At 44.3% G+C, this 14,713-nt stretch carries 17 protein-coding genes and 1 pseudogene; 13 read left to right on the forward strand and 5 right to left on the reverse strand.

Features of this window, described 5'->3' with window-relative positions:
- Window positions 1–68: 68 nt before the first annotated feature.
- Window positions 69–569, reverse strand: coding sequence for an NAD(P)H-dependent oxidoreductase (locus AC622_RS02530; RefSeq protein WP_049669641.1), 501 nt, complete (start codon window positions 567–569; stop codon window positions 69–71).
- Between the two features lie 189 nt (window positions 570–758).
- Between AC622_RS02530 and AC622_RS02535 the strand changes: the two genes are divergently transcribed.
- From AC622_RS02535 to AC622_RS20485, 7 genes are all read left to right on the forward strand, one after another.
- Window positions 759–1,604: a DUF72 domain-containing protein gene (locus AC622_RS02535; protein WP_049669642.1), complete on the forward strand. Its 846-nt coding sequence runs from the start codon at window positions 759–761 to the stop codon at window positions 1,602–1,604.
- Between the two features lie 43 nt (window positions 1,605–1,647).
- Window positions 1,648–2,469, forward strand: a complete 822-nt coding sequence (locus AC622_RS02540; RefSeq protein WP_049669643.1) for a sulfite exporter TauE/SafE family protein — start codon at window positions 1,648–1,650, stop codon at window positions 2,467–2,469.
- A gap of 11 nt (window positions 2,470–2,480) precedes the next feature.
- Window positions 2,481–3,836 (forward strand): bifunctional metallophosphatase/5'-nucleotidase, encoded by a 1,356-nt coding sequence (locus AC622_RS02545; protein WP_049669644.1) that lies wholly within the window; start codon window positions 2,481–2,483, stop codon window positions 3,834–3,836.
- Between the two features lie 70 nt (window positions 3,837–3,906).
- Window positions 3,907–4,212 carry a YunC family protein gene (locus AC622_RS02550; RefSeq protein WP_049669645.1) on the forward strand — a complete coding sequence of 102 codons (306 nt, stop codon included), beginning with the start codon at window positions 3,907–3,909 and terminating at the stop codon, window positions 4,210–4,212.
- A 65-nt stretch (window positions 4,213–4,277) separates the two neighbouring features.
- Window positions 4,278–5,045 (forward strand): sporulation protein YunB, encoded by a 768-nt coding sequence (gene yunB / locus AC622_RS02555; RefSeq protein WP_049669646.1) that lies wholly within the window; start codon window positions 4,278–4,280, stop codon window positions 5,043–5,045.
- Window positions 5,046–5,159: 114 nt separating this feature from the next.
- The gene (locus AC622_RS02560) at window positions 5,160–6,689 is read left to right on the forward strand and encodes a sodium-dependent transporter (protein WP_049669647.1); all 1,530 of its coding nucleotides are present in this window, start codon (window positions 5,160–5,162) and stop codon (window positions 6,687–6,689) included.
- Window positions 6,686–6,793, forward strand: a complete 108-nt coding sequence (locus AC622_RS20485; RefSeq protein ID WP_082196995.1) for a methionine/alanine import family NSS transporter small subunit — start codon at window positions 6,686–6,688, stop codon at window positions 6,791–6,793. Before AC622_RS02560 ends, AC622_RS20485 begins: the two co-directional genes overlap by 4 nt.
- A 37-nt stretch (window positions 6,794–6,830) precedes the next feature.
- Here AC622_RS20485 and AC622_RS02565 read toward each other — a convergent pair whose 3' ends face one another.
- A complete protein-coding gene (locus AC622_RS02565; protein ID WP_049672750.1) occupies window positions 6,831–7,832 on the reverse strand; it encodes a M23 family metallopeptidase in 1,002 nt (333 codons plus the stop codon).
- A gap of 46 nt (window positions 7,833–7,878) precedes the next feature.
- Complete coding sequence (locus AC622_RS02570) at window positions 7,879–8,448, reverse strand: YhcN/YlaJ family sporulation lipoprotein (protein ID WP_049669648.1); 570 nt, start codon at window positions 8,446–8,448, stop codon at window positions 7,879–7,881.
- Between the two features lie 116 nt (window positions 8,449–8,564).
- On the opposite strand from AC622_RS02570, the gene AC622_RS02575 reads away from it, so the two are divergent.
- Window positions 8,565–8,840, forward strand: a complete 276-nt coding sequence (locus AC622_RS02575; protein ID WP_049669649.1) for a YutD family protein — start codon at window positions 8,565–8,567, stop codon at window positions 8,838–8,840.
- 181 nt (window positions 8,841–9,021) lie between these two features.
- Window positions 9,022–10,245: an ISL3 family transposase gene (locus AC622_RS02580; protein WP_082196997.1), complete on the forward strand. Its 1,224-nt coding sequence runs from the start codon at window positions 9,022–9,024 to the stop codon at window positions 10,243–10,245.
- A gap of 87 nt (window positions 10,246–10,332) precedes the next feature.
- Here the strand turns inward: AC622_RS02580 and AC622_RS02585 are convergent, their stop codons facing one another.
- A complete protein-coding gene (locus AC622_RS02585) occupies window positions 10,333–10,599 on the reverse strand; it encodes a DUF3055 domain-containing protein (protein WP_049669651.1) in 267 nt (88 codons plus the stop codon).
- A gap of 253 nt (window positions 10,600–10,852) precedes the next feature.
- Here AC622_RS02585 and AC622_RS02590 point away from each other — a divergent pair, with 253 nt between their 5' ends.
- The 4 genes and pseudogenes from AC622_RS02590 (at window position 10,853) to AC622_RS21340 (ending at window position 14,084) form a co-directional block, all read left to right on the forward strand.
- On the forward strand, window positions 10,853–11,302 hold the full coding sequence (locus tag AC622_RS02590; protein ID WP_049669652.1) for a DUF86 domain-containing protein: 450 nt from the start codon (window positions 10,853–10,855) through the stop codon (window positions 11,300–11,302).
- Window positions 11,303–11,453: 151 nt separating this feature from the next.
- Entirely contained in the window at window positions 11,454–12,218 is a 765-nt protein-coding gene (locus AC622_RS02595) for a TIGR01457 family HAD-type hydrolase (RefSeq protein WP_049672751.1), read from the forward strand.
- A gap of 690 nt (window positions 12,219–12,908) precedes the next feature.
- Window positions 12,909–13,619 (forward strand): annotated as a pseudogene (gene ltrA / locus AC622_RS21335) (group II intron reverse transcriptase/maturase); the annotation flags it as partial.
- A gap of 60 nt (window positions 13,620–13,679) precedes the next feature.
- Window positions 13,680–14,084, forward strand: a complete 405-nt coding sequence (locus AC622_RS21340; protein WP_231589578.1) for a group II intron maturase-specific domain-containing protein — start codon at window positions 13,680–13,682, stop codon at window positions 14,082–14,084.
- 86 nt (window positions 14,085–14,170) lie between these two features.
- Here AC622_RS21340 and AC622_RS02605 read toward each other — a convergent pair whose 3' ends face one another.
- Window positions 14,171–14,668: a phosphatidylglycerophosphatase A family protein gene (locus AC622_RS02605; protein ID WP_049672752.1), complete on the reverse strand. Its 498-nt coding sequence runs from the start codon at window positions 14,666–14,668 to the stop codon at window positions 14,171–14,173.
- Window positions 14,669–14,713: the final 45 nt, after the last annotated feature.

Here is a 14,713-nt window from a genome sequence, read left to right on the forward strand (position 1 = left end):
GGCAGGTGTATGGTAAGGCCGGAGAAAGCCCACCAAAACCTGGCCAAAGTATAGCCATCATCAAACAATCAAATCCTACCCGCAAACCGAGCGGCTGATTCGACCGCTTCCTTTGTGGTGGTTGGGCCATAAATGGTGTAGAAGCCTTTGTAGTCAGCGTTCGTATAGTGGAAGGTCATTTTAAAGGGCAGTAGAATGTCTTCGATTGTTTCGCCTGGTGCTTCGTATTGGGTCGCGTCAGCTCCTGTTGTGACGAGGAGGGCGAAGGGCTTATTTTCTAAGGCATGGCCTTCCGGTCCGTATGCCCAGTTGAAGGCGAAGGTTTCGTCAATCCATTTCTTTAAGAGGGATGGGCAGCTGTACCAATAGATAGGGAATTGGAGAATGATTGAATCGTGTTCTTCGATTAACCTTTGTTCGGCTTCGATATTGATTTGTTCGTCGGGATAGGTTTCATAGAGATTGTGGATGGTGAATTGTTCCGGCTGTTTGTTTAATTCATCAATAACTTGTTTGTTTAGGCTGGATTGTGCCATGTTTGGGTGTGCTAGGATGACTAATGTATTCATGATGATATCATTCCTTCCTGAAGTTGTTTGTGGTGTTATGTTCCCCTCCTTTTGAGTTTACTGAATGGTGATTTTTGTGTAAAAGACAATTAGTGCCGTTGATGTCAGATTATCGTCTGATTACTGGAGCTTGCTGGATAATTAGGGAGCGGGTGGTGTGCTATGATAGGTTTAGAGGAGGATATTCGGATGATTTATATCGGTGTAACCGGATGGGGAGATCATGATTCTCTTTATCCGCCAGCTATCAAGCCTAAGGATAAGCTTGCCGAGTATAGTGCGCATTTTCCGGTGGTCGAGGTGGATGCGTCCTTTTATGCGATTCAGCCAGCCCGTAATGCTGAAAAGTGGGTGCGTGAAACGCCGGAGAGCTTCAAGTTTGTTGTGAAGGCTTATCAGGGGATGACGGGACATCAGCGAGGGGATATTCCGTTTGCTTCAAGGGGTGAGATGTTTGCGGCCTTTCGGGAGTCTTTGAAGCCTTATATGGGGGCGGGCAAGTTTTCGATGGCTCTTTTTCAGTTTCCGCCATGGTTTGATTGCAAGAAGGAGAATGTGGAGTATCTTCGCTATTGCCGGGAGCAGATGGGAGATATTCAGTCAGCACTTGAATTTCGGCATCAGTCTTGGTTCAGTGATTCCTTCAGGGAAGGGACGCTCGGGTTTATGAAGAAGGAGGGATGGATTCATTCCATCGTTGATGAGCCGCAGGCTGGTGAGGGTTCAATTCCGACGGTGCCGGTTGTGACAGATGAGAATTTGACCTTGGTTCGATTGCATGGAAGAAATGTGCATGGATGGAATAAACCGAATGATGCGAATTGGCGTGAAGTCCGCTATTTATATAAGTACAATAAGGAAGAGCTGTTGGAATGGAGAATGAGAATTCAGGAATTGGCAAAGCATACGAAGGATATTATTGTTTTATTCAATAATAATTCCGGAGGGGATGCGGCCGGTAATGCGAAGGATTTCCAGGCCTTGCTTGGAATTGATTATGAAGGCTTGGGTTCGAAACAGCTGGGTCTATTTTGAGTGTTCTTTATTGTGATTGATTGGAAAGGCGGGACTTATTTATATGGAATTTTTGTTGCTTGTACTTGTTGGGCTGGCAGCCGGATTTTTGGGAGCTTTGGTTGGCTTAGGCGGGGGAATTATCATTGTGCCAATGCTGCTGTTTCTGTCTGGAGGGCTGCTCGGGGTAATTTCTCCGCAAATGGCTGTCGGGACGTCTTTATTCACATTAGTGTTTACTGGGCTTTCTTCTGCTCTTGCTTATTTGAAGCAGCGGACAGTTGATTATCGGAGCGCTTTTTTATTTTTAATCGGGATTGCTCCAGGAAGCTTGGTTGGAGGCTGGGCCAATAAGTTCATGGATGTGGAGGCATTTAATATCCTGTTTGGGATTTTGATGGTATTTCTCTCCTTTTTATTGATGATCAGAGGGAACTTGAAGCCGAAGAAGAGGAAGTCGAAAGGGATAGAACGGACTTATATCGATCAGGAGGGGAAAGAGCATACATACGGTTATAGCGTTGCGTTTGCCATTTTTATTTCCTTTATTGTCGGATTCCTTTCTTCCTTATTCGGTATTGGCGGAGGTTCCTTGATGGTTCCGGTTATGCTTCTGATCTTTCATTTTCCGCCGCATCTGGCCGTTGGTACATCGATGCTGCTGATTTGTCTTTCCGCCATCATTGGTTCGGTGACCCATATTGCGGCAGGACATGTCGTTTGGATTTATGCACTGGCGCTTATTCCGGGCGGTTGGTTTGGTGCTAAGTTTGGAGCGTATGTGAATACGCGGATGAAGAGCGCTACGCTTGTCATGGCGCTGCGTATTATGTTAATTGTTGTAGGTGTTAAATTGATTTGGGATGGGGCGCAAGCCTTATTATAGAGGTGAGTATCATGAAGGAAACGATTCATTTATTACATATTAATGATCTGCATAGCCATTTTGAGCATTGGGAAAGAATTGTCCGCTATATGGATGAGCAGCAGGAATTATATGAAAGTGCTGGCGATGTTGTGTATAGGCTCGACATCGGAGATCATGTCGATCGTTTCCACCCCTTTACCGAAGGGACGATGGGGAAAGGAAATATAGAGCTGCTGAATGCTGCTGGGATGGACGGGGTGACCATCGGGAATAATGAAGGAATTACCTTGCCTCATGAGGGGCTTAATCATTTGTACGATGAAGCCCGTTTCCCGGTAACAGTCGCTAATCTATATGATGAGAATGGCAAGCGGCCGAAGTGGGCGCTTCCTTACTTCATACGCACAACACCATTAGGCAGAAGAATTGCCTTCTTTGGTGTGACTGCGCCATTTACGGAGCTGTATCATCTATTGGGCTGGAAGCTGACCGACCCTTATGAGGAAATTGCATCAGTGCTTAAGGAGCTGGAGGGGAAAGCAGATTTAATTGTACTTCTATCTCACTTAGGGCTTCCGGCAGATGAATTGGTTGCGGCGAACTTTCCTGAAATCCATGTGATTCTTGGCGGTCATACGCATCATATACTTCACCATGGAAAGGTATATGGCCATACACTTATCTGCGGTGCAGGGAAGTATGGAATGTATGTCGGTCATGTAGAGATTACGCTGGATGACAAAGGAATTAAGGCTGTTTCCAGATTAGAGAATATGACTGATGAAGGGTATACGAAGCAGGAGAAGGAAGTAGCTGACCGTTTAGTTGAAAAAGGAAAGACAAGTCTTGGGGAGGTTTTGCTTGAGCTTGAGAAGCCGATGTCAACGGATTGGTTTGTCCCTTCAGAAATGCCGGATGTTTTATGCGAGGCATTAAGAGATTGGTGCAAAACAGATTGTGCTTTTATCAATGCGGGATTGCTCCTGGATGGATTAAAAGAAGGTCCAGTGACGAGATATGATCTTCATAAGATTTGTCCACACCCGATTAATCCATGTGTGCTCACCCTTTCTGGAAGTGAGCTGACCGGTATATTAAGGCAGACGGAGAATCCGAAATGGCCTCATTTTCAGGTGAAGGGGCTTGGGTTCCGCGGTTCTGTCATGGGAATGTTTGTTTATGCCGGATTGGAGAAGATAAATGGCGAGTGGCTGATTAATGGGGAGCAAATCCATCAAAAGGCCGAATATACAATGGCTGTTCCAGATATGTTTACATTCGGCTATTTATTCCCTGAGGTGCGTGATGTGGAACAGAAACGATATTTGATGCCGGAGTTCCTGCGCGATTTATTGGCATGGAAATTAGCCCAATCTGATTGGTAGGCAGCAATCTGCCAGGCTGTCATCCATATACTTTAAGAGCAGTAGTTTTAAAGTGATGGAGGGAAATGCCATGATTGAAGTCATCCCTTATGAGATTGGAGGAAAGCTGTATACCGGTATTTCGGTTCAGCTTCCGAAGACGACCCTTTTGGTCATCTCCAATGATATAGGCTATATTATGTGCGGGGCGCTGGATGTTGGATTATTGAATGAACGTCTTTCTGACCGGCAAATCATTGCTGGAAGAGCAGTTGGAGTAAAGACCTTGGATGAGCTGTTGAATGCTCCCCTTGAGTCTGTTACCGATGAAGCGAGAAAAAGAGGAATCATTCCCGGTATGACAGGGAAGGATGCCCTTATCTTATTTCAGGCTTGATCCAAAATTAAGCGACTAAACCCTTCTTTACAAGCATAGGTATTACTTGTATAGGAGGGATTTTTTTGTTCAAAAAAAGGGCATTTAAACGACAGAGCTTATTGCCGAGCGGCCCCTTACCAACGAAATATGTCCTGCTTATTTCTCTCGGCTTTTTTATCGTATCGACCATTTTGGCGATTTGGATTGTGAATAAGGCGATTGAGCCTACATTGATGAAATATGCGGAATCGGAAACGAAGAAGATGGCCAGTGTTGTCATTAATAAGGCAATTGAGGAATCTATAGCGGAAAATAAAGATTTGAATGATGTGATTACTGAAATTCCAAAGGAAGGCGAGGAAATTTCAGTGGAAGGGATTCGTTTTAATACGGAAATTATCAATCGTTTCCGTGCGGATACGACGATGCGGATCCAAGAGGCGTTAAGAGAGATTGAGGCTGGTGATTTATCCTCTGTCGATTATTTGAGTACGAGTAAGGATGGAAAGAACGGAGAAGGGATAATCCATGAGGTGCCTCTTGGTAAAGTAACGAATAATGCCTTGCTTGGTAATATGGGACCGGATATTCCTGTGGAGATTCATGCGGTCAGTGATGTGCAAAGTGATGTGAAGACAACACTTGAGCCATATGGTATTAATAACGCACTCATTAAGGTCGTTCTTTTCGTAGAGGTCAATGCGCAGGTTGTCGTTCCTTTTGCTTCTAAGCCGACTAAGATTACGACAGATGTACCGATTGCCATGAGAACGACATCAGGTCAAGTTCCGTCCTATTATAATGGAAGCGGAAATGGTGCAGGACCGGCGATACAGCTTCCGACAAAATAGGCCAAAGGTCTTGAACATTGTATGATAAATTGACATCCCCCCCATATATAGTATATTATTTACCTATTGCAGAATTATCAGAAAATTTACACATATTGTGAGGGGATTATCTTAATGGATAAACAGAGAGCGCAATGGGGAACTAGGGCAGGTTTTATCTTTGCGGCTGTAGGGTCTGCTATTGGTCTTGGGAATATTTGGCGTTTTCCGTCTGTTGCTTATGAAAATGGAGGAGGAGCCTTCTTTCTTCCATACTTGTTTGCGTTATTGACGGCGGGTATTCCGCTGCTAATCATGGAGTTTACAATTGGGCAGAAACTGAGAAGTTCAGCGCCGCTCAGCTTCTTTAAGATTCGTAAAGGCGCAGAATGGCTGGGTTGGTGGCAAGTTATTGTTGCTTTTATTATTGCGACCTATTATGCGGTTATCCTCGCATGGTCACTATCTTATGCGTATTTCTCCTTTAAGAGCACATGGGGGGATGATACGGAAGGCTATTTATTCAATTCATTCCTAAAGGTTCTGCCTGGAGAGAATGCTGGAGCGTTTGGATCAATTGTTCCAAATGTATTCTTCCCGCTTCTGATCGTCTGGGTAATTGCCCTAGTAATTTTGTTTGCTGGCGTTAAGAAGGGGATTGAACGGGCAAATCGTATCTTTATCCCTTTATTGGTTCTCATGTTCGGGATTATCGTTGTTCGTGCTGTCACACTTGATAATGCAACTGCCGGTTTACAGGCTTTCTTTGAACCCAATTGGTCCCAGCTGACAAACGGGAAGGTATGGGTCGCTGCCTATTCACAAATCTTCTTTTCCTTATCGATTGCCTTTGGAATCATGATCACGTATGCGAGTTATTTGCCAAAGAAAACAGATATTACGAATAATGCCTTCATCACCGGCTTTGCGAATTCCAGCTTTGAGCTCCTGGCTGGAATTGGGGTATTTGCGACTCTAGGCTTTATGGCCGGGCAGGTTGGCGTCCCGGTTAATGAGGTTGTAAGCGGCGGTATTGGTCTGGCCTTTGTTGTCTTCCCGCAAATTATTAATGAGATCCCGACATGGCCGAATCTTTTTGGCTTCTTATTCTTTGCGAGCCTATTCTTGGCAGGGATGACATCCTTGATATCGATTGCAGAAGTATTTATCTCAGCCGTTCAGGAGAAGTTTGCCATTACGCGTAATAAGGCGGTTGCCTTCGGTGCTGGAGGGGCAGCAGTTATTTCGGTTCTATACGCGACTCAGGGCGGACTGTATATCTTTGATACAGTTGACCACTTTATTAACCAATATGGTGTGGCACTTGCCGGTCTCGTTGAGATTGTATTCATTGCCTGGATTGCGAGAGAATTGTCCAATCTTCAGAATCACGCGAACAGCATGTCAGACATTCGCCTTGGAACATGGTGGAAGGTATGTCTTGGCTTGATTACCCCAATTGTCCTTGGATTTATGATGATTCAAACATTCACAGCGGATATTCAGAATAATTATGAAGGGTATCCGACAAGTCTGATTATGACAGCTGGCTGGGGTGTATCTGTTGCTGCTATCTTGATTGGTATTCTCTTCACAAGGTACAAATGGAAGGGAATAGATACAAATACAACGTATGAGAAATCATCTAAGGGGGTGGCGAAATGACAGGGAGCGCCATTACCATGATGGTTATCGGAATGGTGATCATTTGGGGAGGTCTTGTTGCCTCTATTACGAATGCTGTTATCAAATCGCGAAAAAAAGCGTAAGAAATAAGGAGCCGATACGATCATCGGCTCCTTTTATTTAATGGCGTAATGCGGCTTTTTCTTTCCGTTCCCATACACGGAGATATGGATAAGGGTCAAAGGACCATTCCGTTCGTCCATTTTCCTTGTACATACCATAATGGAGGTGTGGAGGAAATTTGCCGGCTGTTCCTGGTGGACCGTATCCAGAACTGCCAACACCGCCTAGCATGGTTCCTGGTTCGACCAGCTGGCCAACCTTCACATCCTTTGCGAATCCGTTCAGGTGTGCGAAATAATGGTACGTATTATTAATGTCTCGGATGCCGATTCGCCAGCCTCCGAATTTATTCCAGCCCTTTAACTCGATGATGCCGTAACAGGTCGAGCGAACAGGCACGCCATATCCAGCAAAGATATCTGTTCCTTCATGTGTCCGTCGTCCGCCCCAGCCTCTTGCGACACCCCAAGTGCTGTTATAGGTGTAATGGCTTCCCATCGGGAGGGGGAATATCTTCCTCTGCAGATCAATGGTTTGGTGTTTCTTGAATAGTTCAGCATTGCTCATGATGATGCTGACAGCCCGGTCCCGTTTATAATATTCCCATATCCCGATTCTGAAGTTATCCTTATCAGCGCCGTAGGACATGATATAGTGGGTAATCGCGGCCAGTTGGTCATATTCATTCTTAATGTCCGCTTTCCCATCCTGGTCTCCATCCTTGCCCATACCCTCGAAGAAGGTGATGGATAGGGGGTCTGTATCTTCTTGATTGGGATTGGCAAGACCGCTCCATTTATTTGGGGGAATCATGATGCTGAGTGTTCCGGTTGGGTCGGGCAAATCGTTCCTTGCAAGGCGTACACTGCGCTCATATTGGTCAAAGGCGGCTATGTAGTACCAGGGCAGCTGGGTGGATGCTTCAACTCGTTTATATAAGTCCATCCGCTGCTTAATCAATTCCTGCTCCTCATTATTTGCTTGGGCAGCCAGTATGGAATCCGGGCAGGCTGCAGCTGCACATATAGATAAGAGGAGAAGGGACAGTAAGCGATAGATCACCTGTGTCACTCCTTTCACTGATTGTTCTTGATGGATGTTATTCTTAATCAAATGCCGTAATATGCTCCATCTTCTTAATGATTTTTTCTTTATGTTCCGCATCAGACCCGTTGGCAGAAGAGTAGCTGGACATATTCTCAAGTACATCAATGAAGCTAGGGTCATCTGTGACATATATTTGATAATAATCAGGTGCGATATGGCTGATGTTTTCCCGGATATTTCGCCGTATCAAATCAGGACGAGTTCCTTCGGGATGGTAAGCAAGCAATATTTCTTCATCCGTGACAAGTGTGCTGGCATCCTTGACTCCGGGGATTTGCACGCATAGTGTCGTCACGATGGTAGCTAAATCATCCCGTTTAATGGCAGGAACAGGTTTATCCTCCCGGTTGGCATAATAAGCGGAACTCTGCTGGCGTTCATAGCCGTATTTGTTGTCATTTGCACTTGAATCAATCCCGGAATCACTGAACATGTCTTGGTCATAGGACACATAATCTGTATTAATTTGTTCGGTATGATTTGTTGGGTGATGTTGCCCGATATCTGAACTTTCGCAGGCGGAAAGAAGGAAGAAAGTAAATAAGCAGCTAACAATCGGCCAATTCATGGATAAATGCACCTCCTTTTATCGTAGTTTGACCCAGATGTTAAAAATACTTCATGGTTATATGTGGAGAATGTTATAATAAAGGAACAGGTATGCTAAGAGTAAGAGGTGAACAAATGATCAGCATTAATAATTCTCAATATGAAATTCTAGAGGAGCGCGGTGAGGGATTTAATGAGGAAGCCTTCAAAAGCCGTTTCAGTGAAATATTGAACCGTTATGATTATATCTTAGGGGATTGGGGCTATGGACAGCTCCGCCTAAAAGGATTTTTTGATGACCAAAATCAAAAAGCCTCTTATGACAACAAAATCAGCACCATCAAGGAATATTTATATGAATACTGTAACTTCGGATGCTCCTACTTCATCCTTCGCAAAACGAAAAAGTAAAAGCTGCCGAAAAGAGGCAGCTTACAGACTGCAGGCTTAACCGGATGGTTTTTGTCTGCAGTTTTTTTTGGTTCTATACTAAATGTTGGGGTGTCCACAAAAAACGGACATAAAAAAAGAGCACACATGCTCCACTTTTCTTATACTTGAATTGTCGAGAAACAAGTCGAAAAGGAGATGTGTGCTCTTGAATTTTAACATAACATTGCCAGGTTTAGAAGACGTTAAGGTGATAAAGTCCAAGGTAAATGATCATGGTGTTTTTGAAATGACCGTGGAGATGCCCCTGACCCCGCATATTTGTCCAAGATGCGGCGAGAAAACAGGGAAGGTTCATGATTATCGCATCCAGTCCGTTCGACATCTGAAAATGGCGGAACGACCAACGATTCTCCAGTATCGTAAACGCCGGTATGCCTGTCAATGCGGGAAAAGGTTTGCCGAACAGAATCCGTTTGTCGATCGGTATCAACGCTTCTCAAAAGAATGGAACCAACAAGTACAAATACGAGCCGTCAAAGCGAAGACATTCAAGGAAATCGCCGCTCAATACCACACATCCGTCAGTACCATCATCCGGCGGTTTGATGCCATTGTCCCGTCCTCCATGAAGGGGAAGTCAGCCTTACCAGAAGTGATTGCCATTGATGAATTCAAGGGGAATACAGGCAAGGAAAAGTACCAGCTCATCATCGCAAATGCCGAGACTCGCGAGCCAATTGACATCCTACCAAACCGGCGAAAGGACACCATCAAGGACTATTTGCGCCAATACGGCGCGAAGGTGAAAGTGGTGGTCATGGACATGAGCCAGGCCTTTAAAGCGGCGGTTCAACAGGCGTTGGATCGTCCCATCATTGTGGCGGATAGCTTTCACTTTGTGCGATATATGAATTGGGCGCTGGATCGGGTTCGAGTGAGGGAACAGGCCAGGTGGCATGAATATGACCGAAAGAAATGCAAGAAAGCCCGCTATATCTTTCATAAAGCTGCTCATAAATTAACGGAGAAAGACCAATGGCTTCTTCAGCGATACTTCAGCTTTTCCCCTGAGCTCCAGAAAGCGTATGAGCTCAAGGAAGCCTTTTATACTTGGTTTTATAAGGCAAAAGAAAATGGAGAAAATGGGATTGTGGAGACGCAGAAAGAACTTCGCAAGTTCTATCAGAAGGTAGAAGAGAGTGGCATTCCTGAATTGATCAAGACAGTCCAAACGTATCGAAACTGGGAAAGAGAAATCTTAAATCGCTTCGAGTTCAATTACTCGAATGGGTTTGTGGAAGGCTTAAACAATTTGACAAAGGTCATGAAACGGAATGGATTTGGCTATCGGAATTTCACCCGATTCCGCGCGAGAATCCTTCTCCATCATCAATATAAAAACATCGGCGATTCATTAGGATAAGGGGTAGAGCAAAAAGACTCTACCCCAACACTTGAAAAAGAACCTTTTTTTTATGTATTCATGTGTGGGTAGTCAATGCTTATCCCGCTAAATGACTTCATATAAGAAATCCTTCCATTCTGCCGCTTCCTCTTCAGAAAGTCTGAAGGCATGCTCTAAATAGCCGGGTTCTTCAAGATCATCAGATCCAATGATAGCGAAGCGATTTCCCTGCATATCAAGGACAAGCGTCTTTCCGTAGAACCGATCTGTTCTAAGCAGCGCCAGGTCAATGCGGGCGCTTTCCCCCATGAAGCTGACAAAACGTGTTTTCGTATCAAAAGTATCATCATATAGAAAGAAACGTTCTTGCATGAATGTTTGTTCCTCCTCTCCCAAATGATGTGATTGATTGAATCATACCAAAATAATCGAGTGATTTGTTTAGATAATTCTAGTTTTTATCATTTTTCTGCCAATAATTTTGGGAACAAGGTATAATGAGACGGGAGGATGCAGGCTTTAGGAGCAGTAATCGTTTGGCCATGACAGCCCCAACTTCTTGAACTTTTGTATTGAATTCATTAAGCTTAAGACAAGACAGCGCAGCCAAAGGAGGAGTATCAACATGTATTTCGTCGATCGGGAAGCGATTGAGGATAAATTGCATTACTTGGTGAGACAAATAGACTTATTTGAGGAAAAGGGAAGCTTTGATCAATCAGAATACGATCAATTGATTTTAGAGCGCCTCGCACATACAATGATTGATGCAGTCTTAGATATAGGCAATGCCATGATTGATGGGTTTATCATGAGAGACCCGGGCAGCTATGAGGACATTATTGATATTTTAGTTGATGAGCAAGTGATTGATACAGATATGGAGACGCCATTTAAGGCCATGCTGCCGTTCAGAAAGATCCTTGTACAGGATTATACACATACCGAACATGGCGAATTGCTGGCTGCTGTCAGAGAGAATCTTTCAGCCTTTAAGGCCTATCCGGAAAAGATTAGTGCTTATTTAGAGAAAGAGCTCGGAGTTGTAACCGCTTTTATCCCGCGGGAATCATAAGCTTTTATGAATACTGGGTGGAGAGTCATTTCTTAGGAAGTGGCTCTTTTTAGTCTGGAATCATAGTCTCCAAATAGAGGGAGGCTTACACTTTGGAGAGCATTGTGATAAAGTAATGGAGAAACTATTACGTCTGGAGAGAAATCTGCGTATGAAAGAATACAAAGGCTACTTAATTGATTTAGATGGAACGATGTATAAAGGGACTGAACGGATTCTAGAAGCGGTTCATTTTGTGCAAAACCTTCAAAAGAAGGGTATCCCTTATTTATTTGTTACGAATAACTCTTCACGCACACCGGAGCAGGTAGCGGAAAAACTGCGTGAATTTGAAATCCCGGCAACAGCTGAGCAAGTGTTCACGACGAGCATGGCGACAGCCAATTATATTGAAGAGAAGAAGCCAGATGCATCAGTCTATATCATTGGGGAAGACGGCATCATTGAGGCTTGCAGGAATAAAGGCTTTGCGTTCAAAAAGGAAGATGCTGACTTTGTTATTGTCGGGCTTGACCGCAGCGTAAACTATGAGAAGCTTTCTGTAGCTTGCCTGGCAGTCAGAAATGGAGCAACCTTTATTTCCACGAATGGAGATATCGCCATTCCAACTGAACGCGGACTGCTGCCAGGAAATGGATCCATCACATCTGTTGTAACCGTATCAACAAAAACGGAGCCAATCTTCATCGGTAAGCCGGAATCCATTATTATGGAGCAGGCGATGAAGGTGCTTGGTGTTTCTAAAGAAGAAACCTTGATGGTCGGGGATAATTATGACACGGACATCATGGCTGGAATCAATGCCGGTGTTGATACATTACTTGTCCACACAGGCGTTACGACAAGACAGCATATGGAGATTCATGAGAAGAAGCCGACCTATGCGATTGATTCACTTGATGAGTGGAAGATTTAAGGTAATAAAAACGCACGAGAGCCTAAGCTTTCGTGCGTTTTCTTGTGCGCCCTGCATGGGCGAAAACTTGGTGGTGCAAGTCCACTACAGGCTTGGCAGTAGGAACTGTTAGCGAAAAGCAAGGTGGCTATCGTGAGGTAGTGGCTGAAGGAAGCTGGACGCAAACTCCTGAACTGACGAACAGAAACTAGATACAAGGCTGGCTTAGGTCGGATGAGTCTGCAAGACAAGACGAAGTCCAATACTGCCCGAAACCTATCCAGTAAATCTAGCAGTTACATGGGAGGAAAGTTTTCGCTCTTACCAGGGGAGGTCTTGTGAGGGTGCAGTGTGAGTAGAATGAGAACGAGCCAGCACAATCGAAGTGGTGACATCTCGATGAATCACAAGAAGTCAGCCGAAGTCATAGTAGTATCCCATCTGACAAGGATACGAAGGACGGAACAATAGTAATTTTGAGCATTTTAGGAGGTGTGGAAAGTGCGACAATCGCAGAAAACAGGACAATCTGGCTATCGTCAGAGAGATAATGTGGAACATGAAGGGTATGACGAAGTGCGTAGCACTTTTCATGGTGAACAGAACAATCAAAATGGTGGATATCTGTTTGAGAGAATCCTATCAAGGGATAATCTCAATCTTGCTTACCTTCAAGTTGTCAGAAATAAAGGAGTGGCTGGAGTCGATGGCATGACATGCGAACAGTTACTTCCGTACTTGAAGGAACATCGGGAGGAATTACTAGCGCAACTCCGAGATGGAACATATAAACCTTCTCCCGTCTTACGGGTAGAAATCCCGAAATCTAATGGAGGAAAGCGTAAACTAGGTATTCCAACCGTCATCGACCGAATGCTTCAACAAGCTATCAATCAAGTCTTACAACCATTATTTGAACCGACCTTTTCGGATAATAGCTTTGGGTTTCGTCCAAAACGTAGTGCTCATGATGCCATTAGAAGAGCACAGACGTACTACAAAGAAGGGTATAGATACGTAGTAGACATTGATATGAAAGCTTATTTTGATACGGTGAATCATGACAAACTTATGTACTTTATCGAGAGAAAGGTAACGGATAAGCGTGTCCTACGACTGATTCGTTTATACCTTCAGAGTGGCATCATGACAAATGGGCTGGTTGAGCGATCGGAGAAAGGAACACCGCAAGGTGGAAACCTATCCCCATTACTCAGTAATATCTAACTTAATGAATTTGACCAGCTTTTAGAGAAGCGCGGACACAAGTTTGTGCGTTACGCGGATGACTGTAACATCTACGTGAAGAGCCGACGTGCAACGCAACGAGTGATGAACAAGGCCATTGACTATCTTGAAGGGACATTAAAGCTCACCGTTAATCGTGAAAAAAGTGCCGTAGGCAGTCCGTTGAAACGAAAGTTTCTGGGATTCTGTCTGCTTACGACAAAAACGGGGGTCAAAATTCGTCCTCATAATAAGGTGAAAGTATCGGTAAAAGCAAAGCTGAAGAAAATCACAAAGCGTAACCGGGGAAGAAGCCTTGAAATCATTCTAAAGGAAATCCGTCAGCTTATGACTGGTTGGCTAAACTACTATGGTATTAGCGCAATGAAAGGGTTTATGAATGAATTGAATGGATGGTTGAAGCGAAGAATCAGACAATATATCTGGAAACAATGGAAATATCCACGAACAAGAAGGAAAAATCTGATTCAATTGGGTATCGAAAAGCAAAAGGCTTATGAATGGTCGAACACTCGGAAGAGTTATTGGTGTATCTCCAAGAGTTACGTCCTTCATCGGTCCTTAACAGATAAAGAGCTGGCACGTCACGGATATGAAGACATATCTGTGAAATACCAGCTCATTCACTCAAGCTATTGAACCGCCGTATACGGGTCCGTACGTACGGTGGTGGGAGAGGGGCGGAAATTCAAGTGAATTTCCCCTCTACTCGATTATAGATCCGCTTAGTCCAGGTTTTCCGCCCGGTGTGCGAGTCTGCTTGAAGCTGCTGCGGCAATCGCTCCAACAATATCATCAAGGAAGGTGTGGCACTCCCCGCTTGTCTTATCATTCAGTCGCTGTAGAATGCCGGGCTTTTGTTTATCGATAAATCCGTAATTAGTAAATCCAATAGACCCATATACATTGACGATTGAGAAGGCGAGGATTTCATCAACCCCATATAGCCCTTCATCTGTCTTAATGATGGATTGCAGCGGTTCTTCAAGCAATCCCTTTTCAGAAAGTAAATCCAGCTGAATTCCTGTCAAAATGGCATTTTGGACCTCTCGTTTTGACAATACCCGTTCCACATTAGCAATGCACTCATCCAGCTGTAAGTTAGAATGATATTTATGCTGCAGATACATGACTAATTCGCCGATTTCCTTCACGCTGACACCGCGATCGCTTAGCCACTGCCGAGCTGTTTTTTCCGTCATTTCGATAGGCTTTCCTTTCATCTTTCCACCGTCTTCCATCATATTATGAATTGTTTTTATGCAATC

It is taken from the genome of Bacillus sp. FJAT-27916 (genome assembly GCF_001183965.1).
Lineage (GTDB): Bacteria > Bacillota > Bacilli > Bacillales > Pradoshiaceae > Pradoshia.